16 protein-coding genes and 1 pseudogene are annotated in these 19,971 nt (G+C 72.6%); 5 read left to right on the forward strand and 12 right to left on the reverse strand.

All coding sequences use genetic code 11. The features are described from left to right. Window positions 1–55 precede the first annotated feature (55 nt). Both HK417_RS26925 and HK417_RS25280 read left to right on the forward strand, forming a co-directional pair. Window positions 56–217, forward strand: a pseudogene (locus tag HK417_RS26925) (WD40 repeat domain-containing protein); the annotation flags it as partial. Between the two features lie 114 nt (window positions 218–331). Further along, entirely contained in the window at window positions 332–670 is a 339-nt protein-coding gene (locus HK417_RS25280; RefSeq protein ID WP_308123475.1) for a WD40 repeat domain-containing protein, read from the forward strand. Window positions 671–1,035: 365 nt separating this feature from the next. Here the strand turns inward: HK417_RS25280 and fxsT are convergent, their stop codons facing one another. Next, complete coding sequence (gene fxsT, locus HK417_RS09590; RefSeq protein WP_222265769.1) at window positions 1,036–3,750, reverse strand: FxSxx-COOH system tetratricopeptide repeat protein; 2,715 nt, start codon at window positions 3,748–3,750, stop codon at window positions 1,036–1,038. Between the two features lie 702 nt (window positions 3,751–4,452). Next, a complete protein-coding gene (locus HK417_RS25290) occupies window positions 4,453–5,199 on the reverse strand; it encodes an ATPase, T2SS/T4P/T4SS family (protein ID WP_308123476.1) in 747 nt (248 codons plus the stop codon). Window positions 5,200–5,488: 289 nt separating this feature from the next. On the opposite strand from HK417_RS25290, the gene HK417_RS09600 reads away from it, so the two are divergent. Beyond that, window positions 5,489–6,253, forward strand: a complete 765-nt coding sequence (locus tag HK417_RS09600; RefSeq protein WP_222265771.1) for a hypothetical protein — start codon at window positions 5,489–5,491, stop codon at window positions 6,251–6,253. 72 nt (window positions 6,254–6,325) lie between these two features. Here the strand turns inward: HK417_RS09600 and HK417_RS09605 are convergent, their stop codons facing one another. Together HK417_RS09605 and HK417_RS09610 are read right to left on the reverse strand one after the other, a co-directional pair. Next, window positions 6,326–8,668, reverse strand: coding sequence for a galactose oxidase-like domain-containing protein (locus tag HK417_RS09605; protein ID WP_222265773.1), 2,343 nt, complete (start codon window positions 8,666–8,668; stop codon window positions 6,326–6,328). 127 nt (window positions 8,669–8,795) lie between these two features. Then, a complete protein-coding gene (locus HK417_RS09610) occupies window positions 8,796–9,812 on the reverse strand; it encodes a class I SAM-dependent methyltransferase (protein ID WP_222265775.1) in 1,017 nt (338 codons plus the stop codon). A gap of 776 nt (window positions 9,813–10,588) precedes the next feature. On the opposite strand from HK417_RS09610, the gene HK417_RS09615 reads away from it, so the two are divergent. After that, window positions 10,589–11,296 (forward strand): hypothetical protein, encoded by a 708-nt coding sequence (locus tag HK417_RS09615; protein WP_222265777.1) that lies wholly within the window; start codon window positions 10,589–10,591, stop codon window positions 11,294–11,296. 116 nt (window positions 11,297–11,412) lie between these two features. Here the strand turns inward: HK417_RS09615 and HK417_RS09620 are convergent, their stop codons facing one another. Continuing rightward, window positions 11,413–13,623 (reverse strand): acyltransferase family protein, encoded by a 2,211-nt coding sequence (locus tag HK417_RS09620; RefSeq protein ID WP_222265779.1) that lies wholly within the window; start codon window positions 13,621–13,623, stop codon window positions 11,413–11,415. A gap of 332 nt (window positions 13,624–13,955) precedes the next feature. On the opposite strand from HK417_RS09620, the gene HK417_RS09625 reads away from it, so the two are divergent. Further along, window positions 13,956–15,287 carry a family 43 glycosylhydrolase gene (locus tag HK417_RS09625; protein WP_222265781.1) on the forward strand — a complete coding sequence of 444 codons (1,332 nt, stop codon included), beginning with the start codon at window positions 13,956–13,958 and terminating at the stop codon, window positions 15,285–15,287. 30 nt (window positions 15,288–15,317) lie between these two features. Here the strand turns inward: HK417_RS09625 and HK417_RS09630 are convergent, their stop codons facing one another. From HK417_RS09630 to HK417_RS09660, 7 genes are read right to left on the reverse strand one after another with little or no spacing between them, the layout of a single operon-like run. Beyond that, window positions 15,318–15,584, reverse strand: coding sequence for a SpoIIE family protein phosphatase (locus HK417_RS09630; RefSeq protein ID WP_222265994.1), 267 nt, complete (start codon window positions 15,582–15,584; stop codon window positions 15,318–15,320). After that, window positions 15,565–16,023, reverse strand: a complete 459-nt coding sequence (locus HK417_RS09635) for a TadE/TadG family type IV pilus assembly protein (protein ID WP_308123477.1) — start codon at window positions 16,021–16,023, stop codon at window positions 15,565–15,567. The genes HK417_RS09630 and HK417_RS09635 overlap by 20 nt, the downstream gene beginning before the upstream one ends. After that, on the reverse strand, window positions 16,020–16,433 hold the full coding sequence (locus HK417_RS09640) for a TadE/TadG family type IV pilus assembly protein (protein WP_222265783.1): 414 nt from the start codon (window positions 16,431–16,433) through the stop codon (window positions 16,020–16,022). The genes HK417_RS09635 and HK417_RS09640 overlap by 4 nt, the downstream gene beginning before the upstream one ends. Then, on the reverse strand, window positions 16,423–16,629 hold the full coding sequence (locus tag HK417_RS09645; RefSeq protein ID WP_222265785.1) for a hypothetical protein: 207 nt from the start codon (window positions 16,627–16,629) through the stop codon (window positions 16,423–16,425). Before HK417_RS09645 ends, HK417_RS09640 begins: the two co-directional genes overlap by 11 nt. Before the next feature lie 31 nt (window positions 16,630–16,660). After that, entirely contained in the window at window positions 16,661–17,614 is a 954-nt protein-coding gene (locus HK417_RS09650; RefSeq protein ID WP_261326262.1) for a type II secretion system F family protein, read from the reverse strand. A 58-nt stretch (window positions 17,615–17,672) separates the two neighbouring features. Next, window positions 17,673–18,533: a type II secretion system F family protein gene (locus HK417_RS09655; protein WP_222265787.1), complete on the reverse strand. Its 861-nt coding sequence runs from the start codon at window positions 18,531–18,533 to the stop codon at window positions 17,673–17,675. Beyond that, entirely contained in the window at window positions 18,530–19,768 is a 1,239-nt protein-coding gene (locus HK417_RS09660) for a CpaF family protein (protein WP_308123478.1), read from the reverse strand. Before HK417_RS09660 ends, HK417_RS09655 begins: the two co-directional genes overlap by 4 nt. Window positions 19,769–19,971 lie beyond the last annotated feature (203 nt).

Below are 19,971 nucleotides of genomic sequence, written 5' to 3' on the forward strand. Positions count from 1 at the left end.
CCGCCCCCACCCCGCTGGCTCCCCGCTCACCGGCCACAGCGGCGGAGCCTTGTCGGTGGCCTTCACCCCCGACGGGAACATCCTGGCCTCCGCCGGCCGCGACCGCACGGTGCGGCTGTGGAACCTCACCGATCCGGCCGCCCCCACCCCGCTGGGGTCCCCGCTGACCGGCCACGGGGGTCCAGTCTTCTCGGTGGCCTTCGCCCCCGACGGAAGCACCCTGGCCTCCGCCGGCTTCGACGGCACGGTGCGGCTGTGGAACCTCGCCGATCCGGCCGCCCCCACCCTCCTGAGGTCCCCGCTGACCGGCCACACCGCCGGGTTCTTATCGGTGGCCTTCGCCCCCGACGGGCACATCCTGGCCTCCGCCGGCGATGACGGCACAGTGCGGCTGTGGAACCTCACCGATCCGGCCGCCCCCACCCCGGCTGGCTCCCCGCTGACCGGCCCCACCGACGGGGTCAGCGGGGTGGCCTTCGCCCCCGACGGGCACACCCTGGCCTCCGCCGGCTTCGACGGCACGGTGCGGCTGTGGAACCTCACCGATCTTCTAGAACTTCGAGATCACGCCATGGTGACGGCTTGCTCCATCACCGGCGGCGGCCTCAGCCGCGACGAGTGGGGCGACTATGTCTCCGGCTTTGAGTACGTCGACGTGTGCAAGGGGTGATGGTGCTGCGGGGGTCGCCGACGTCGTCGCCAAACGGCCGTCAGCATGACGTCGTCGCAAGTGTTGCCGAGGCGTAGAACCGACGAGCAGTGGCGGACAACCGGGGGGTACCCCCTGCCCCGTCCCTCTACATGACCGTCCGTGAGGTGAGCAATCGGCGCGCCAGGTTCAGAAGTTTGAGCACTCAACCACTGGCGTCCGTAGTCGTTCCCCGCTGAGGGACACTCCCTTACGGCGGCGGTGTGATGGTGCGCCGCATGGACTGAGACACGTGGAGACGCCATCGCCTCGGTCCGGGATCCTCCCCCGGGGGGCGGGTCGCGGGAAGACGTCAAGGTTTCGGTTCCAGGTGATGGATAGGACGTTCACGGCGGCCCGCTCGTGCCTTCCGCAGCCTCATCACCCGGTGTGGCATGGCCAATGTTGGCGACTTGGGTCACGTACAGGGTGACCGGGTGGTCCGGGCCGAACACCCGGCGGCTGCGCTGCAGGGTGTCTCGGCGCAGGGCGCGGGCCAGCTCACTGTCGCCGAGCAGGACCAGGGCGTGGGTCAGCGCACTCGCCGCCAACAGGGTGACCGGGTGGTCCGGGCCGAACACCCGGCTGCAGCGTTTGAGCGTGTCCTCGCCCAGGGCGCGGGCAGGCTCGGCCTCGCCCAGCCGGTCCAGGGCGCCGATCAGGGCGACCGCCGCCGTCAGGGTGAGGATGTGGTCCGGGCCGAGCACCCGGCGGCAGTGCTGCAGAGTGTCCTGGCCCAGGGCGCGGGCCGGCTCGGCGTCGCCGAGCACGACCAGGGCGAGGGTGAGGCCGTTCGCCGCCACCAGAGTGCTGGGGTGGTCGGGGCCGAGCACCGGGCGGCAGCGCTGCAGCGTGTCTTCCCCCAGGGCGCGGGCCGGCCCGGCCTCACCCAGCGGGACAAGTGCGCAGGTGAGGCCGCCCGCCGCCGACAGGGTGCTGGGGTGGTCGGGGCCGAGCACTCGGCGGCAGCGCTGCAGCGTGTCCTGGCCCACGGCCCGGGCCGCCAGCACCTCACCCAGCAAGACGAGAGCGACGGTCACAGCGGCCGCCGCCCACAGGGTGAGGGGGTGGTCTGGGCTGAACACCCGACGGGAGCGCTGCAGCATGTCCTGGGCCAGGGCGCGGGCCGGCTCCACCTCGCCGACCAAGCCCAGTACGTGTATTAAGGCGGCCGCCGCCTCCAGAGTGGTCGGGTGGTCCGGGCCGAGCACCCGGCGGCTCCGCTGCAGGGTGTCCTCGCCCAGCGCGCGGGCCGGCTCTGCCTCGCCCAGCCCGATCAGGGCGAAAGCGAGCCTGCTCCCGGAGGTCAGGGTGTCCGGATGATCCGGGCCGAGGACCGACCGCCAGCGGTCGAGCAGCGGCTCGACGACGGCCCGACTGCCGGAGCTGTCTCCTTTCACCTGCAGGTAGCGGGTGGCATCCAAGACCAGTCGCCGGCCGGTGGGAGAGGAGTCGCCCAGCGGGGCGGTCGCGAGCACGTGCGCAGCGAGCTGGGCGTAGCCGGGCCAGCTGACCGGATTGTCTGGGTCGCCGGGGGATGCGGCGGCCAGCAGCGCGATCACCTGCTCGGCGGTGGCCTGCCGCCGGTCGGGGGCAAGCTGCTGGCGGATCACCGCCTGCACCAGCCGGTGCACCTGGAAGCCGTCGGCGGAGCGGCGGGTCAGCGAGTAGCCGACCAGCGCGCCGACGGTGTCGGCGAGGGCGTCGGGGTCGGCGGCGGTGGTGCGCAGCGGCTCATCCAGCAGGTCGGCGTGGTCGCCGAACACCGACAGCGGTATCGGTTCGGGCGCGAGGAAGGCGGCCAGCTCCAGCAGCTGCACCGCCGCCGGGTCGTCGCATTTGAGCCGATCCAGAGACAACGCCCAGGCGGTGTCGATTCGGCCGGCATAGCCGACGACGTCGCCGCGGGCGAGCAGGCTCGCCCGGTGGGCACGGAACCGGCGCAGATAATCCGCCGCCGGCAGGTCGGTCTGCTCCAGGTAACCGGCGGCCTGGGCGGCGGCCAGCGGCAGATCGCCGAGTTCTACGGCGAGCTTGTCGGCCAGCTCCTCAGCCAGTTGCGGGATCCGGGCGCGCAGCAGCGCGATCGTCTCCATCCGGGCCAGCACGTCGACCTCCAGCCGCCCGCCCAAGGCGCCCCAGCCGGGATAGCGGGAGGTGATCAGCACCTGCCCGGTCCCGCCCGGCCGGTAGGCGGCGATGTCGGCCGGCCGCTCGGCGTTGTCGAAGATCAGCAGCCACCGGCCGCGGCTGCGCAGCTCGGCGAGCAGCCGGTCCACGGTGTCGGCCACCGTCGGCCCGGGTGGCAGTTCGAGTCGGGCGGCGAGCCCGGCGAGCTGATCGGGGATGAGCACCGGCTGTTCGGCGTCGATCCACCAGACCAGCTTGTAGTCGGCGGCGAACCGGTGCGCGTACTCGATCGCCAGCTGAGTCTTGCCCACTCCGCCCAGCCCGTACAGCGCCTGCACCACGAGCGTGCCCTCGTCGGCGTGCAGCCGCCGACGCAGCTCGGTGAGCATGCCGTCCCGGCCGGTGAACCGTGGATTGCGCGGCGGCACCCGCCACACCGCCGGCAGGGCACCGGCGAACCGCGGCCGGTCGCCTCGGCTGTCAGCCCGCGCCGGATCCCCGCGGGGGAACGCGGGCGGGCCGGTCGGGCGGCCCCCGGCCAGCCGGGTCCGCAGCCGGGCGGCCGCCGCAGCCTCGTCCAGGCCGGTCAGATCCAGATGGATCAGCGGCGCGTACAACGCGGGCAGGATGACCGGTTCCACCAGCACCGGCACGATCCGGCCTCCCGCCTTCGCCTGGCGAGCGAAGGCCGCGCGCAGCTCCGCACCGCCGTACGCGGAGGCGAAGTAGGCCTCGGTGCACACCGCCAGCAGCCGATCGGCTCGCTCCAGCGCCGCGGACATCCGGGCCACGAAGTCCTGGCCTGGGGCCCAGTCCCACACGTCCAGCTCGACGCTGTAGCCGGCCTCCTGCAGCTGCCACCCCAGCCACTCCGCCCACCCGGTGTCCCGACCGGCGTGACTGATGAAGAAATCGGTGCCCCGACCGCTCACGCGTCAGCCGTACACCCATCACCCGGCGTACGCGAGACCCGGCGGTGCCGGAGACGCGACCGGTCCATCGCCCTCGCCCGTCGGGTCGAGAGCGCAGAAGAAGTCCCTCCAGGTCGGAGCGGCTGCACAGCCCGTCTCCGGCACCGGTCCGTGCGAGACGCGGTCTGCGTCCGCTGCCCGCTGCAGAACGCGGTCTGCACGGCGTGGACGACTGAGTAGGTCACCGATGCCCGCCACTCGCCGTCCGGCGGCCCCAGGCCGTCCCGGACCCCGGCGATCCACGGGCCGCCGTGCAGCACCTCGACGTGGCGGGGCGCTGGTCGAGGCCGCGTACGTCACTCGTCACCGGGCCAGCCGCACGAAGAGGACCAGCCGCCGCTGGGGTGCGTTGGTCACCAAGACCACGTGGCGGCCGACACTTCCGCGTCCGTCAGTGCTTCTTGACCGCCTGGATGAGCGCCCCGAGACCCATCATCCCGGTAACCAGCTGCGGTGATCCACTGGAGGGTGCCCTTGCTCTCCTCCGCCGCCTGCGCTTCGTCGCACGGGCTGGCGGCCACGATGCCGGTACCTCCCGCGTAGGGACAGTAAGGACTGGCAGGGAGGAGGAACAGCAGCCCGAGACCAACTGCGACTACGGCCAACCCGGTCCACGGAATCAAACTTCCCCATGGTCGGCTCCCTTCGATGCGAGACGGAACATCAGTCGTGAGGAGCGCGGGAGGAAGCGGCCTGATACACGATCAGAGCGGCCTGTCGTCGTTGCAGGGGCTGCCGACGGCACTCACGTCCACTCGACGAGATGTGGAAGGTGGTCTTCCCGGCCTGGGTGCCGCCGGAGACCAGCACGTTCAGCCCCGCCGCGACCGAGGCATCCAGGAACCGGGCCACCTGCGCGGTCAGTGTGCCCAGCGCGACCAGCTCGTCGAGGCTGTGCGCCTGCAGCACGAACTTCCGGATGTTCACCGCCATGTGCCGGCGGGTCACGTCCGGAATCACCACGTGCAGCCGGGAGCCGTCGGGCAGCATCGCGTCCACGAACGGGGTCGACATGTCCACCCGCCGTCCCGAGGTGCGCAGCATCCGCTCCACCAGGTCCGCCAGCTGCCCCGGCCCCAGCACCGTCGTCGTCAGCTCCGACCGGCCGCGCCGGGCGACGAACACCCGCCCCGGCGCGTTCACCCAGATCTCCTCGACCTCCGGGTCGTCCAGGTACCGCTGCAGCGGCCCGTACCCGGCCACCCGGTCCAGCACGTCCCGGGCCACCGCCTCCGGGTCACCGACCGGCGGCAGCGCCGAGGACAGCGACCGCTCGGAGTAGTCGGCCAGCACGTCGCGGACCAGCACCCGCACCGGCGCCGGATCCACGAACGGGTCGAGACCGCGTCGCCGGATGAGCTCCCGGACCTCGCCGTCGACCACGTCCACAGCGCTGCGCGCAGCAGCCACGACACCCCCGTTGAACAGTCACTTCGCCTCAAAGGTCGGGTGACTGTAAGGGCAAGGAGCGCCTTCCTGCCGAGCTCCTGTGGACGGACCGTGATCTTTCTGTCGCACCAGCAACGGATGGCGGTGACTCGATCGCCCAGCGTCACTAGGTCGAGCGAGACTCGAGCGGACCCCGGCTCCGTCTAGGAGTCGGAGCGCATCGCCTGATCGGCGGTCGGGACCCCGCGGGGTCTCCGACCGGAGTGTCTGCTGGCATCCTCCATGAGTCGCCAACGGACAGGAGACCCACATGACCGGCGGTTTCAACCTCCCGAAGCCGGAGTTCGATGTCGAGGCGACGGTCGAGCGTGCGATGGCGCTGATCAACCGGACTCTCCAACCCTCCCTCGAGGAGGCGCGGGCGGCTGTCGACAAGGTCCGGGCGAGCAAGCCCCTGGTGGCGCCGGGAGACCTAGTCAACCAGGTGACGCGCGGAAACCGGATCAAGGCGGCGCGGGCGGTCTCCTACTCCCTGCCGTCGATCCTCCCGGGCGTGGGAACAGCGATCTCGGCCGCCGCGCTCCCCGTCGCGTTGCGGGAGGTCCTGAAGGAGTCGGTGAGTGCGGCGATCAAGGTCGGACTCCTCCACGACAGGGATCTCACTGACCCGGAACTCACCCGCATCGCCGTCCTCCTGATTCTCACGGACGGAGCGGTCAAGCTCGACAAGACCGGGAAGATCCGCCCCGACGCCATCCTGGGACCGCATGCGTCCCTGCTGGGACAGGCCGCTGCGTATGACGCCCTGGCGGCCCTGACGCCGAAGGAGCGGCAGGAGATCGCCGCCTCACAGTCGGAGATCCTCCGGGCCTGGTCGCTGGCGGTCGGACCGCCCCTCCTGGCCGGGCTGCTGCCTTTCGGCGTGGGGCCCATGGCCGCCGCGAACTACATGCAGTACGTCCTCAAGGGCACGATCACTGCTGCCTCGCGGGTCTTCGGGCCCGCTGCACCCGCGCCGGTGACCGTCGAAGAGATCTCCGAACGTGAGGTGCAGCAGGACACCCCCGAGTCCTGAGCCGACACGTCAGCCGTTCCGGGCGGACGGGCAGCAGCCTGGCAGCCGGTCAGGTCGGCAGGCGACAGCTGCTCAGCCGAGCTGCAGCCAGGCGGCCTCGGAGGGGACGCCGTCCTCGTCGACGGCGAAGAGCATGTACCAGCCGGGCGGCGCGAGTGCGGCGCTCCCGGGCAGCTGCACGCTCACCTCGTCGTCCTCCCCCGTCGTGAAGGCCAGGTCGACGAGCCGCTGCTCGTTGTCCGTCGAGTGCGTGCCGGCGCCGGGGCGCATGAGGGACATCCAGCGGATCGGCCGCTCGCCAGCCACCGTGGCGGACACGGTGTCCCCGTAGCCGGTCGCCGTATCCGCGAGGGCGAGCGTCGGCCGGCCGCCCCGGAAGAGGTAGGGCGGCCAGTAGACCTCGATGCGCAGCTCCTCGACCCGGCGGGCCGGGTTCGACCCGGCGGTGACCACCCGGCCGTCGGGCACGAGCAGGGCGACCGAGTGGTAGAGCCGGGGCACCCGCGACGCCGCGGCGTGCATCCACTCCCCCGTGGCCGGATCGAAGATCTCGGCGTCCAAGGTGGCCTCGGCCGTGCTCTCCTCCATCTCCGAGCCACCGTTGACCAGCACGGTCCGGTCGGGCAGCAGCGTGGCGCACAGGTGCATCCGCCCCATGTGCATCGGCGCGACCGGCTGGTAGACCGGCGTGGCCTGGGTGAGGTCCACGACCGCGGCGTCGGGCACCGCCATCGCCATGTTGTGCATGTCGGAGGGGCCGCCGCCGACGATCATCACCCGCTGGTCCTGCGCGGGCGGCAGCAGCACGCTGGCCGACTGGTTGCGCAGGTCCGGGGAGTTGATCCCGCCGACCTCGGTGACCGCACCGGTGGCGGGGTCCCACACCGAGGGCCGGACGCCGTTGTTCCCCATGTACTGGCCGCCGGTGTAGAAGAACCGCCCGTCGGCCAGGAGCACCAGGTGGCAGTACATCGGCCACGGTCCGGGTGAGGGCAGCGGCGTCCACGCGTCGTCCGGCGGGGAGTAGACCTCGGGGACGTCGTTGAGGTGTCCGTCGTCCCCCAGCCCGGAGATCGCCAGCACCCGCCCATCCGGCAGCGGCGCCAGCGTCGGGTACCAGCGGCCGCCGGCCATCGGGGTCAGCTCCGACCAGACGCGGGTGGCCGGGTCGAACACGAGGGCGTCGCGCAGGCCGTGGAACGGGTCGTACTGCTCCGTGCCGCCCGCGACGAGCAGCCGGCCGTCGGGGAGCCATGCCTGACCGCAGCAGAACAGGTCGATGGGCGTGTCCGGCGCCTCGAGCACCGGGGACGGGTAGCGCCACACCCGGGTGCGGAACTGCTGCGCGGCGAGCTTGGCCTCGTCGTTGCCGGACCCGGCGAAGAACAGCACCTCACCGGTGTGCAACAGCGCGGCGTGCACCGGGTTGACCTCGGTCTCGAAGTCCAGCATCCGCCAGACGCCGACGTCCCCGGCCGTGTCCCGGTCGGTGGTCAGCTCGGTGACGCAGTGGTACGCGCCGTTGCCCTGCGGGGGGTTGTCGACGGTGAGGACGACGAGCCGGTGACCCGCGTCGGCCGGCACGACCGCGATCGACGCACCGGCGTTCTCCCAGAACGGCCAGGTGTCCAGCTGCGTCCAGGGGCCCCAGCCGTCGACCGCCCGGCCGGTCCCGTCGAGCCCCCAGCCCACGGTGTAGAAGCCGCCGTTGTCCTCCACCGGGTTGTCGACGCAGAACACGACCAGCTCGAGGCGGCCGTCGCCGTCAAGGTCGGCGACGGCCGCGCCGACGCCCTGGTTCTCCCAGAAGTTCCACTCCGGGATGGCGATCCACGGCCCCCAGCCGCCGGTCACGGTGCCGTCGGCGGCGAGCTCCCGGCCCACCCGGTAGTAGCCGGCGTTGGCGCCCTCCGGGGCGTCCACCATCACCACCACGAGGTCGAGCCGGCCGTCGCCGTCCACGTCGGCGACCACGATGTCGGCTCCCTGGTTCTCCCAGAAGGTCCAGTCCGGGACGGCGATCCACGGCCCCCAGCCGCCGGTCACCGTCCCGTCGGCGGCCAAGCCGGAGCCGACGCGGTAGTAGCCGCCGTTCTGCCCGAACGGCGAGTCGACCATGAAGACGACGAGGTCCAGGGCGCCGTCGCCGTCGACGTCCACGACCGCCACCCCGGCGTCGGCGTTGGACTCGGCGAACCAGTCCGGGACCTCCTGCCACGGCCCCCAGCCCTGGGTGACCGCACCGTCCACGAACCCGGACCCGACCCGGTAGAAGCCGCGATTGGTCCCCTCCGGCTCGTCGATCGTCAGGACCACCAGATCGGGCAGCCCGTCCCCGTCGACATCGGCGATCGCCAGGCCCGCGCCGGCGTTCTCCCACCAGGTCCAGTCCGGAACTCCGACGAACTCAGGCATGCCGAACCCCACTCCCCCGGTGCGGACGTCCGGGGGACAACGTAGGGCTCGGGCAGGTGGCCGGGGAAGGGACCGCCGGGCCACCCGACCGTCCCCCGCGTCCGGCGCCCGGGAGCCGTGCACGGGGTCAGGTGCGGGTGGCGGCCACCGCGACGATCGGGGCGCCGGGGGCGATGCGCTGCGACTGCTCCGGGCGCAACCCCGCCTCCGTCAGCTGCGTGACCAGCTGCTCAGCGTCCGGCAGCTCCAGAGCGCCCTCCTGCGCGCGCAGCAGCAGGTCGAAGTGCCGGCTGAACAGGGAGGGCGTGGCCGCGGTGGTGACCACGAGGAGGACGCCGCCAGGGGCGAGCATTCGGCGGAGGTCGCGGAGGAAGGCGACCCGGTCGCCCAGCGGGACGTAATAGACGACGTTGGCCAGCAGGGCGAGGTCGACCTCGCCCACCTGCCCGGGGAGACGGCGCACGTCGCCGTGGAGGACCGTCGCGCGGCCGGCGAGGCCGCGCCGCTCGAGCGTCCGCCGGGCGAGCTCGACGGAAGGCTCGTCGATGTCGACGCCGACGCCCTCGGCCTCCGGCGCGGCCTCGAGCATGGTGGCCAGCTCCAGGCCCGCGCCGCAGCCGACGTCCAGGACCCGCCGGGGCCGCCGCTCGACGACCGTGCGGGTGAGCACCGCCCGGACGAACGGCTCGAAGGCCGCGGAGACACGGGCGATGACCTCCCCGCGCTCGGCGACGTCCCGGCGGGACGGGCCGCCGGTCAGCTGCCGGTGGAGGTCGCGGTACAGAGCGGTGTGGAAGCCGCCGAAGGCCTCGTACGAGGCGCGGACGACGTCGTCGTCCAGGACGACACGGCCCTTGCTGGTGAGCCGCCAGGTGGCCCGGTCGGCCCGCACCAACCCGGCGGCGGCGAGCACCCGGAGGAACGCGGCCAGCAGCGGGGTGTCCGTGGCGCCGGTGCGCTCCGCGAGGTCCTCGGTCGTCCCCGACCGGACCCCCAGGGCGTCGAGGACGCCGGTCTCGAGGGCGGCGGCCACGAGCTGCAACCGGACGGCGCTCTGCCCCTCGCGGGTCGCGCGCAGGCGGGCGGGCAGGTTGCCGGCGCGCAGCAGCTGCCACGCGGCCCGGGCACTCATCATCCGGGTCATCTCGCAGGCTCACGGCCTCGGCTCACCGGCGCGCCGCCACTCCGACCGCCGCACCCGCGCTGCCACCTGCCTGGGTGCCGCGTCCGCGACCCGAGGCGTTGCCACGACGTCGACAGCCAGTACCGGTCAGCGCTCGACGCACCTCAGCACCTCCCCGGCTGCCGGTGCGCAGGCCGGCATGCCGTGCCCCACCGGCAGCACACTCCGCTGCATCCTGCGCCGCCTTCCGGAGATCGGCTGTTCACCACGCAGATGAGCACACGATCGACAGGGTCATCGCAGGTCAGCGCAATACCGACCAGCACACCCGGATCGGTCTGATGACAATGGGCCGAGGAGGTGTCCGGCGGGCCAACGAGTGCCCTGCGCTCGCGGCAGCACTCATTCCTTCGACACGGCCTCAATTCCCCCGACTGAATGACGGAGCTCGCGATCAGGCCTTCGTGCCACGTGATCAGCGCACTCCATGTCGACCAGGGCGGCCACGGCCGAACGACGTAGCCGTCGCGGTCCACGCCGAAATGTCCGCGGTGTTGTCTGCGTCGATGACCTCCGGCAGCGTGGTCTGCAGGATTGTCCATTGACGTTCTCAGCAGCGAGGCCGCGCGCCGGGATTCCATCAGACGGACAGGAACGGTCCGAAATGAATCAGTTCGAAACAGCAGTTGACGCGCCGCAGTCGGGCGGGTGTCGACGACGTTTCGCGGCCGAGACCCTCGACGCGGACCGGACCGGTTCCCTTGGGTGGGGCGATACCACTCACCTACGGAGCGCTCATGGACTCCTCAGCTCGCCCCCTCCGCCGTACCGCCCCCCGGCGCCCCGCCTCCCTCCGGCGGGTGCTGCTCTCCTGCACGGTCGCCCTCGCGACGACCGGCGTGATGGGAGGCCTTGCCCCGGCCGCTCAGGCGGCGTCCGACAACGGGCCAGAGGCCCCGGCCGAGGCGCCGGACCCCATCGAGCCCTTCGCCGACTACCAGCCCCAGTCCACCTGCGATCCGGTGGCCAAGCCCGGAACCCAGGCGCTCGCCCAGCTGCTGTTCGACTACTACGGCACGGGGCGGAACGGTGGGATCACCCGGAACTGCTCCATCGGGGGGCGCAGCGAGCACAAGGAGGGCCGCGCCTTCGACTGGATGCTGAGCGTCAACCGGCCGAACGAGCGGGAGGTCGCCGAGGACTTCATCGACTGGCTCCTCGACGAGGGCCCGGACGACGAGGACGCGTACAACGCCCGACGACTCGGCGTGATGTACGTGATCTGGAACGGCCGCATCTGGTCGGCCTCCCATGAAGACGACGGCTGGCGACGGTACGGCGGGCCGAACCCGCACACCGACCACATCCACATCTCGCTGACGTGGAGTGGAGCGATGAAGGAGACGTCGTTCTGGACCGGAGAGGCCGCAGATGTGGGAGGGGGCAACGACGAGGAGCCACCCGACGACGACGACGACGACGACGACGACGACCACGACGACTGATTCTGCGAGCGCCGAACCCGCCTGCGGTTGAGCCGGCCGATGGGCACGGGGCCCGTACCACGCGCGCCCCGTGCCCCTTGCCCCGGCGGCCGTGGCCGGCTCCCCGGACGGTGCGCTCAGCGTGATCCGGTGGCCAGCTCCCGGTCGATCAGCGCTCCGATGACCGGCCCGAGGAAGGTCGCATAGCTCGCGGTGAGGTGGTTGTCGTCACGGAAGACGAGCCGGTTGCCGACGACCAGCGGGCACGAGGCGTCCGTGCAGAACAGGTCGGTGACGTCCGCGTAGTCGCCGCCGGCCGCCTCGGTGGCCACCACCTCCGCCGCGACCCCCTGGTCGTCGACCGCGGTGGCACGGGCGGGCGTGCAGGCCCCGACGGAGTCCAGGTGCGCGGACAGGCACGTCGGCACCACCGTGTGCGGATCCGGGATGGGGCCCAGCACGAGCACCTGCGACCCGGTCGCGCGGAGATCACTCACCAGGCGCGTGAGGGCGTCGAGCCACTGCTGGTCGTAGGACGTGAAGCCGAAGTCCGCCCCGTAGCGGCGCACCATGCTGAGCAGCACCAGCGTCGGGGGGTGCGCCTCGAGTTGCTCGACGACCTGCTGCCGCCAGGCCACGCACTCGGTGTAGGCGCGGCCGAGATAGGGGCTGGTGATGGCGAGGTCCAGCAGCGGGCAGGTGACCTTGCCGGTGAACTGCAGGTGCCAGCCCCGCTGCTCGGCCAGTGGCTGCAGTGCCGGCACCCACTGAGCCGCGTGCGAGTCGCCGACCAGGGCCAGCGAGACCGGCCCGGCGGGATCGCCGTACTCGCAGGTCCGCGGTTCGGCCGCCAGCCAGGTCCGTACGCAGCCGCTGCTGAACACCGCGGGGACGTCCGACTTGGCCGCGCTGAGCGACGGGGTCAGGTTGGACGGCACGGCCTGGGCGCCGGCCGACGCCGCCACCGCGGCCTGCACCTGGGCGGTGAGCTGCTGGACGACGACCTCGGTGGGGTCGAGCACCGGCACCGGATCGACCTCGGGGCTCGGGGAGGCAGTCGAGGTCGGGACGTCCGGCACCGACAGGTGCGCCGCCTCGACGGCGGCACCGCTGCCGACCGGCGCCGGGACGGCGGCCAGCGCGACCAGCGCCGCGGTCGCCGCGATGGCCGTGGCGGAACCGCCCAGCAGCAGGCTGCGTCCGGCCGACCGCCGCAACGGCGCGGCGAAGCGCAACGGGTCCTCCACCGCGTGCAGGGTGGCCACCGCGAGCACGAGGGCCACGGCCGCGGCCAGCAACCGGTCCCCCAGCCCCAGCTCGCGCCCGACCACCGTGGGTGCCAGGACCAGCACCGGCCAGTGCCACAGGTACCAGGAGTAGGACCAACGCCCGATGCGCCGCAGCGGGGAGAGCTCCAGGACGACCGCGGGACCCCGCCTGGTCGTTCGGCTCCCGGCGCCGAGCAGCAGCGCCGTCCCCAGTACCGGCAGCAGCGCGGCCGTTCCGGGGAACGGCGTCCCCTCGTCCAGCAGGCAGCAACTGGCCAGGACGACGGCCAGACCGGTCCACCCCGCCGTCGCGGCGACCGTGGGCGGCAGCCGGCGCCACGCCGGGACGCTCAACGCCACCAGTCCACCGACCCCCAGCTCCCACGCCCGCGAGGGCAGCGAGAAGTACGCCCACGGTGGCGACGAGTGCGTCCACCACAGCGAGAGGGCGAAGGAGCCCGCGGTCACCAGGGTCAGCACTCCCACCGCGGGCACCACCCGCCGGGCAACGAGGGAACGGCGCCCCGTCAACCAGGCGGTACCGACCAGCAGGGCAGGCCACAGCAGGTAGAACTGCTCCTCCACCGCCAGCGACCAGTAGTGCTGGAACGGTGAGGGCGGCTCGTCGGCGGCCAGGTAGTCCGTCCCCCGGAGCGCCAGCCGGTAGTTCGCTCCGTAGACCGCAGCGGCCACGGCGTCGCCGAGGGCCACCCGCGCCGACAGCGGCGGCAGGAGCCAGGCTGCAGCGACCGCCGTGGACACCAGCACGACGGCGCCGGCGGGCAGCAGACGTCGGGCCCGGCCGCCGTAGAAGCGGGCCAGGCGGACCGTGCCGGTCGCCTGGAGCTCGCGCCACAGCATCCCGGTGATCAGGAAGCCGGAGACCACCAGGAAGACGTCGACCCCGACGTAGCCGCCGGCCAGTCCGGCGACCCCGGCGTGGAAGAGCACGACCGCGAGGACGGCGATCGCGCGGAGCCCCTCGATGTCGGCGCGGAACTCCCTTCCGTGCCCGTCGTGCTCCCGCGGCTGGGTCGTGGCGTGAGACGGCCGCGAGTCGTCGCAGGCAGGTCGCGGCATCGACGCCCTCCGGTCGGTCCAGCGGCGGGCCCAGGCGGCTCCGCCCGGACATGGTGGTCGACCGGGAGGAGGACCGCACCTGTCACGGAGCTGCCGCATCCGCATTGCGCCCCCCGGAGGGCCGCATCAGGAGGCTGGCGCACGCGGTGCTCGGTGTGGCCAATTCGCAGCGTCACCGCCACCCCGATGCCTGGGTGCTGCCGACCGGCCCGGCATGCCATATTCGCTCGGGTCCGCCCCGACCGAACCGCGGAGCCCGCATCGGCCGGCAGTGCGGAGCGCCGCGGCAAGACGTTCGTTCGAGGGCAGCACGGCACACGGGGGGCCACGAAATGTCCGACAGGAAGATCCGCCACGTCCGTGCGCCCAGGCGCCGCCGCGTACCGGCGCTCGCGCTCGCCCTTCTCGCCGCCCTCCTGCCGCAACTGGTCGGCGTCGGCGCCGCTCACGCCGACATCTCGCCGTACGGCCGGAGTCTCGCGGTGGAGGGGCTCGCCGACCCCGACATCTACAAGGTCGACGACAACCTGTACTTCATGTCCGGAACGTCGTCCCAGGACTTCCTGCCGATCTACACCTCGACCGACCTGCTGACCTTCAGCCTGCTGCAGCGCTACGACCCGGACGCGCTCGACCCCGACCATCGGTACTGCCGGGAATGGGCACCGGAACTGAACAAGCAGGGCAGCGACTACGTGCTGTACTTCGTGGCCAGTCGGGTGGACAAGGACGACCCCTGCCCGTCGAACAACAGCCAGCAGACGATCTTCTACGCGACCGCGCCGGCCACCACCAACGACATGCAATTCGGCGCGCCGCACGCGATCAACGAGAACACAACACATCCCCGCACCTACGAGACGAAGGACTGCCCGGACGACGGGTGCGAGAACGCCATGCGACTGGATCCGTCGGTGTACTCCGACGGGGCCCGCCTGTGGCTGCACTACACCTGGTTCGACCCGGCGGCCGGCACGGTGGTGTCCGCCTTCCCACTCGACGCGCCGGAGCAGGTCTTCGAGGTGACCCGACCGAGCCGGCAGGCCGAGCAGAAGATCAATGAGGCGCCCACGCTCTTCAGCCGCGAGGGCAGGCAGTACCTCTTCTACAGCCAGGGCAACATGAAGAGCAATTACGGGATGCAGTACTTCATGGGCGCCCAGGTGAGCGATCTGACCAGAGAGCAGGCGAAGCACTCGTTCTCGTCGCCCCTCAAGGCACGCGACGGTCGACTCATCGAGAACCAGGGGCACAACACCGTCACCGATCGGCACGGCCAGTTCTACACGCTGTACCACGTCGCCAGGTTCACCGCGGACGGCGACTACGCCGGCCGCGACGTCTACGTCCAGCCGCTGATGTTCAAGGCCGACGGCTCCCTCAACACGCTGAACACCGTCGCTCTGCGATGGAGCGCGACGGCAGGCAGCACGTACTCGCTCGACGTGCAGACGCGCGATGGCGTCTGGATCCCGAGCTGCATGAGCCCTGGGTCCGGGTCCTCGGTGACCTTCAACGAGGTGTGCACGGGCGCCGACGACCAGGTGGTGCGCAAGGCTGACGTCGCCGCCTTCCGGATCAACCGCATCACGGACGGCCAGACGGCAGGGGCGACGACCCTGGCCTACGACGGGTACACCGACACCCTGGACGCGACCGTTTGAGTCGACCGGCGTCCGCGCTGCGGCCGCGGGTCAGCCCGCGGTGCGCAGCAGCAGGACGGCGATGTCGTCGTCGTTGGCCAGGTCGGTCATCGCCGCGAGGACGGCGTCGCACAGCTCCTCGGCACTCCGGTCGAGCTCCGCCCCCAGCACCTCGACCAGTCGCCGCACGCCCGCGTCCAGGTCGCTGCCACGCCGTTCGACGAGCCCGTCGGTGTAGAGCAGCAACACGCTGCCCCGGTGGCAGGTGCACTCGGTGCTCCGGGGCCGTCGACGACTCTCAACCGTCGATGTAGCGATCGCGTTCGACGAGGAACTGGCCGGTGGCGGTGTTGGCGTCGATGAACTGCGGCAGCAGCGGGACCCGCACGGTCACCGTCACGCACACGGAGAACTCCTCCCCCGGCACCAACGCCGGCCGGTAGCTCCCCGCCGCACCACAGCCGGCCCCGGGCGGGGCGTACGCCAGCCGGACGTCGGTCGCGGCCACCGACTGGTCCTGCACCGCGATCCGCACCGCCTCCGCCGCCCGCGCCTGCCCGCTGGCCGGGTCCGGCGCCGTGCCCAGCGCCCGCCCGGCCTCCCGCGCCGCCTCGTTCGCCGCGAACACCCCGCGCTGCACCGCCGAGAACCCGGCCACCAGGTACACCAGCGGCACGAACACCACCAGCGCGATGAACACGAACTCCACGATCGCCGAGCCCCGCTCACCGTCGTCGACCGGTGGCGTGCCGGTCACGGGCCCTCCTCCACCGCCCGGCCGGTCACCGACAACGGCAACAGCTCCCCCAACGCCGCCAGCAGGCTGGGCACCGACCCCGAGCACCGCACCACCACCAGCCGCAGCCCGCTGCCGGCGACCTCCTCGGTCGACGTGCAACGCAGCCCCGCCGCCGTCCGCGCCGACGTGGCCCGCCCGAGCACCTCCACCGCCCGCGCCGCCCCGGCCTCCGCCGGCACGTCCGCGTTCGCCGCGTACCGGGCACCCTCCTGCGCGCTGGCCACCGCCACGTTCCGCACGTGCACGTACACCGCCACCTGCAGCACCCCCAGCAGCAGCGTCACCACCAGCACGCCGACCAGCACGAAGTCCACGACCGCGCTGCCCCGCTCGCGGTCACCGGCCCCGGTCAGCGGCTCACTGGGCACTCGTGACCGAGGACAACGCGTTGGTCACCGCGGTGACGATCGCCTCCCGGAACGGGATCAGGATCGCCAGCACCAACGCCGCCGTCATCACCGTGATCATCACCCAGCCCGGCACGTCACCCCGCTCGGGATCGCCCTTCCGCAGCCGCGCCATCCAGGCGTGCAGCGCGGCGGTCAGCAACGCGTACGCGCGCATCCGTCGTCCTTCCTCTCTCCGTCGCCGCGCGTCACTGCGCCAGCGAGACGATGCTGATCAACCCCGGGAACAGGGCGAACACCACGGTGACCGGCAGCACCAGGAAGACGACCGGCACCATCATGGCGATCTCCTTGCGGCCACCGGCCTCCAGCAGCCGGCGCTTGCCGGCCTCCCGGACGTCGGCGGCCTGCGCCCGGAGCACCTCGGCCAGCGGCGTCCCGCGCTCGACCGCGACCACCAGGCCGTCGACGAACCGGGCCAGCGCCTCCAGCGACGTGCGGTCGGCCAGCTGCTGCAGCGCCTCGACCAACGGAACCCCGGCCCGGGCGCGGCCCAGCGCCGCGTCGAGCTCACCGGCCAGCTCGCCGCCCGAGAGCCGCACCACCCGGGCGATCGCCGCGGTCGGGCTCTCCCCCGCCGTCACCGCGAGTGCCAGCAGCTCCGCGATGACCGGGAACTCGGCCAGCAGCAGCTCCTCGCGGCGCTGCACCTGCTGGGTCAGCCACCAGTCCCGGCCGAGTACCCCGCCGACCAGCCCGGCCACGCACACCAGCGCCACCGACAGCACGTTCACCGTTCCGGCCAGCACCGAGCCCACCCCGGCGACGAGCACGCCGCCGAGCAGGCCGAGCCCGCCCCAGACCAGCTGCTCGACCCGGAGGTCCTCGACCGACGTCTCCTCGCCCAGCGCGTCCAGCCGCCGCCGCACCCAGGCACGACCGCCGAGCACCCGGTCGACGAGCCGGGCGCCGTCGACCAGCACCGGGCCGAACACCCGGCGCGCGGCCGACAGCAGCCCCGGCTGGGTGGCCGTGCCCAGCAGCCGGGACGGCGCCGGGGTGTCGTGCACGTAGGGCGCCAGCCGGTCGACCAGCCGCACCCGCCGGAACGGCGGCGCGAAGGCGAACGCGAGCAGGAACCCGGTGCCCGCGGTGAGCCCGAGCAGCATCCCCAGCAGACCCGAGCTCACGACGACACCCATCCGCTCCGCGGCCCGTTCGCTCCGCTCCCCGCCCGCTGGCGCTCGCTGCGATGCTCACTCACTGCAGCACCCGCACGTCGGCCGGCAGCCGGCCGATCCGCAGCATCAACCGGTAGGCGACCACGCAGACCGCCCCGCCGCCGGCGAGCAGCGCGGTGCCCATCGGGCTGTCGTAGGCCGCCAGCGTCTGCTGCTGGGTCGCCAGCAGCAGGAGGACCACCCACGGCGCGGCGACCGCGAGCCGGGCCGCGGACACCACCCAGCCCATCCGGGTCTCCAGCTCCGCCCGCGCCCGGGCGTCCTCGCGGAGGAACGCGGCGAGGGTCCGCAGCACCCGGCCCAGATCGCTGCCGCCCACCTCGCGGGCCACCCGCAGGGTCTCCACGATCCGGTCGCCGACCGGGTCGGCCAGGTCGTCCTTGAGCCGGTCCAGCGACTCGCCGAACCGGCCGCTGGAGCGGTGGTCGGCGGCGAACCGGGCGAACGCCGGCCGCAGCACCTCCGGCCCGCGGACGGCGAGCGCGCCCAGCGCCTCGGGCAGCGACAGCCCCGCCCGCACCCCCGACGCCAGGTTGTCGACCACCTCCGGCCACACCTCGCGCAGATCGGCGCGCCGCTTGCCGGCCAGCCGGCGCACCAGCAGGTACGGCACGGCGGCGCCGAAACAGCCGAAGGTGAGGCTGATCGTCACCGTCCGGGTGGTCAGCAGCACCAGCACGGTTCCGACCAGGCCCAGTGCCACCTGCAGCGCGAACAGCTGGGCGCCGTTGATGCCGGTCAGCCCGGCGGCGGCGAGCAGCCGCCGGCGCCGCCCCGGCCGTGTGGCGGTGCGCCGCACCGGCGCGCGCGGCCCGCTGCGCCAGACCAGCAGCAGCCCCACCCCGAGCAGCAGACCGAGCAGCCCACCCGACGCCGTCACGGGCGATCCCCCAGCAGGGCGGCCAGGTCGAAGCCGTGCGCGGCGTACCGGTCGGCGTGCGGCGGGTACCCGTCGGCGCGCACCAGCCGGCCGTCGCGGCCGGTGAAGACGTCGGCGGTCTCCACCACGCTGCCCTCGGTGCGGCCCGGCAGCGCGACCACCTCCCGCACCCGGCGCTGGCCGGAGGGGTCGGTGCCCACATGCACCACCAGGTCGACGCTGGACGCGACGGTCGGGACGACGAACGCGTGACCGATGTTCTCCCCCGCCAGCAACGGCAACGTGCACATCTTCACGACCGCCTCGCGGGCGCTGTTGGCGTGCAGCGTGCACATCCCGGGCAGTCCGGAGTTCAGCGCGATGAGCAGGTCCAGACACTCCTCCTGACGCACCTCGCCCACCACCAGCCGGGACGGGCGCATCCGCAGCGCCTCCTTCACCAGCCGGCGCAGCGGGATCTCCCCCGCGCCCTCGAGGTTGGCCTGCCGGGTCTGCATCGCGACGACATCGGGCAGCGGCACCCGCAACTCGAAGACCTCCTCGCAGGTGATCACCCGCTCCCGCGCCGGGATCGCCGCACACAGGCAGTTCAGCAGCGTCGTCTTCCCGGCCTGGGTGCCGCCGGAGACCAGCACGTTCAGCCCCGCCGCGACCGAGGCATCCAGGAACCGGGCCACCTGCGCGGTCAGTGTGCCCAGCGCGACCAGCTCGTCGAGGCTGTGCGCCTGCAGCACGAACTTCCGGATGTTCACCGCCATGTGCCGGCGGGTCACGTCCGGAATCACCACGTGCAGCCGGGAGCCGTCGGGCAGCATCGCGTCCACGAACGGGGTCGACATGTCCACCCGCCGTCCCGAGGTGCGCAGCATCCGCTCCACCAGGTCCGCCAGCTGCCCCGGCCCCAGCACCGTCGTCGTCAGCTCCGACCGGCCGCGCCGGGCGACGAACACCCGCCCCGGCGCGTTCACCCAGATCTCCTCGACCTCCGGGTCGTCCAGGTACCGCTGCAGCGGCCCGTACCCGGCCACCCGGTCCAGCACGTCCCGGGCCACCGCCTCCGGGTCACCGACCGGCGGCAGCGCCGAGGACAGCGACCGCTCGGAGTAGTCGGCCAGCACGTCGCGGACCAGCACCCGCACCGGCGCCGGATCCACGAACGGGTCGAGACCGCGTCGCCGGATGAGCTCCCGGACCTCGCCGTCGACCACGTCCACAGCGCTGCGCGCAGCAGCCACGACACCCCCGTTGAACAGTCACTTCGCCTCAAAGGTCGGGTGACTGTAAGGGCAAGGAGCACCCTTCTGCCGAGCTCCTGTGGACGGACCGTAGTCTTTCTGTCGCACCAGCAACGGATGGCGATGACTTTCTTACCGAGCGTCACGCAGCGATCGTTCTCACACGAGTTGGAGCCAGGCGGCCCGTCTCGGGGGCGGCGGTC

This window comes from Modestobacter marinus (genome assembly GCF_019799945.1).
In the GTDB taxonomy this organism is placed as follows: domain Bacteria; phylum Actinomycetota; class Actinomycetes; order Mycobacteriales; family Geodermatophilaceae; genus Modestobacter; species Modestobacter marinus_B.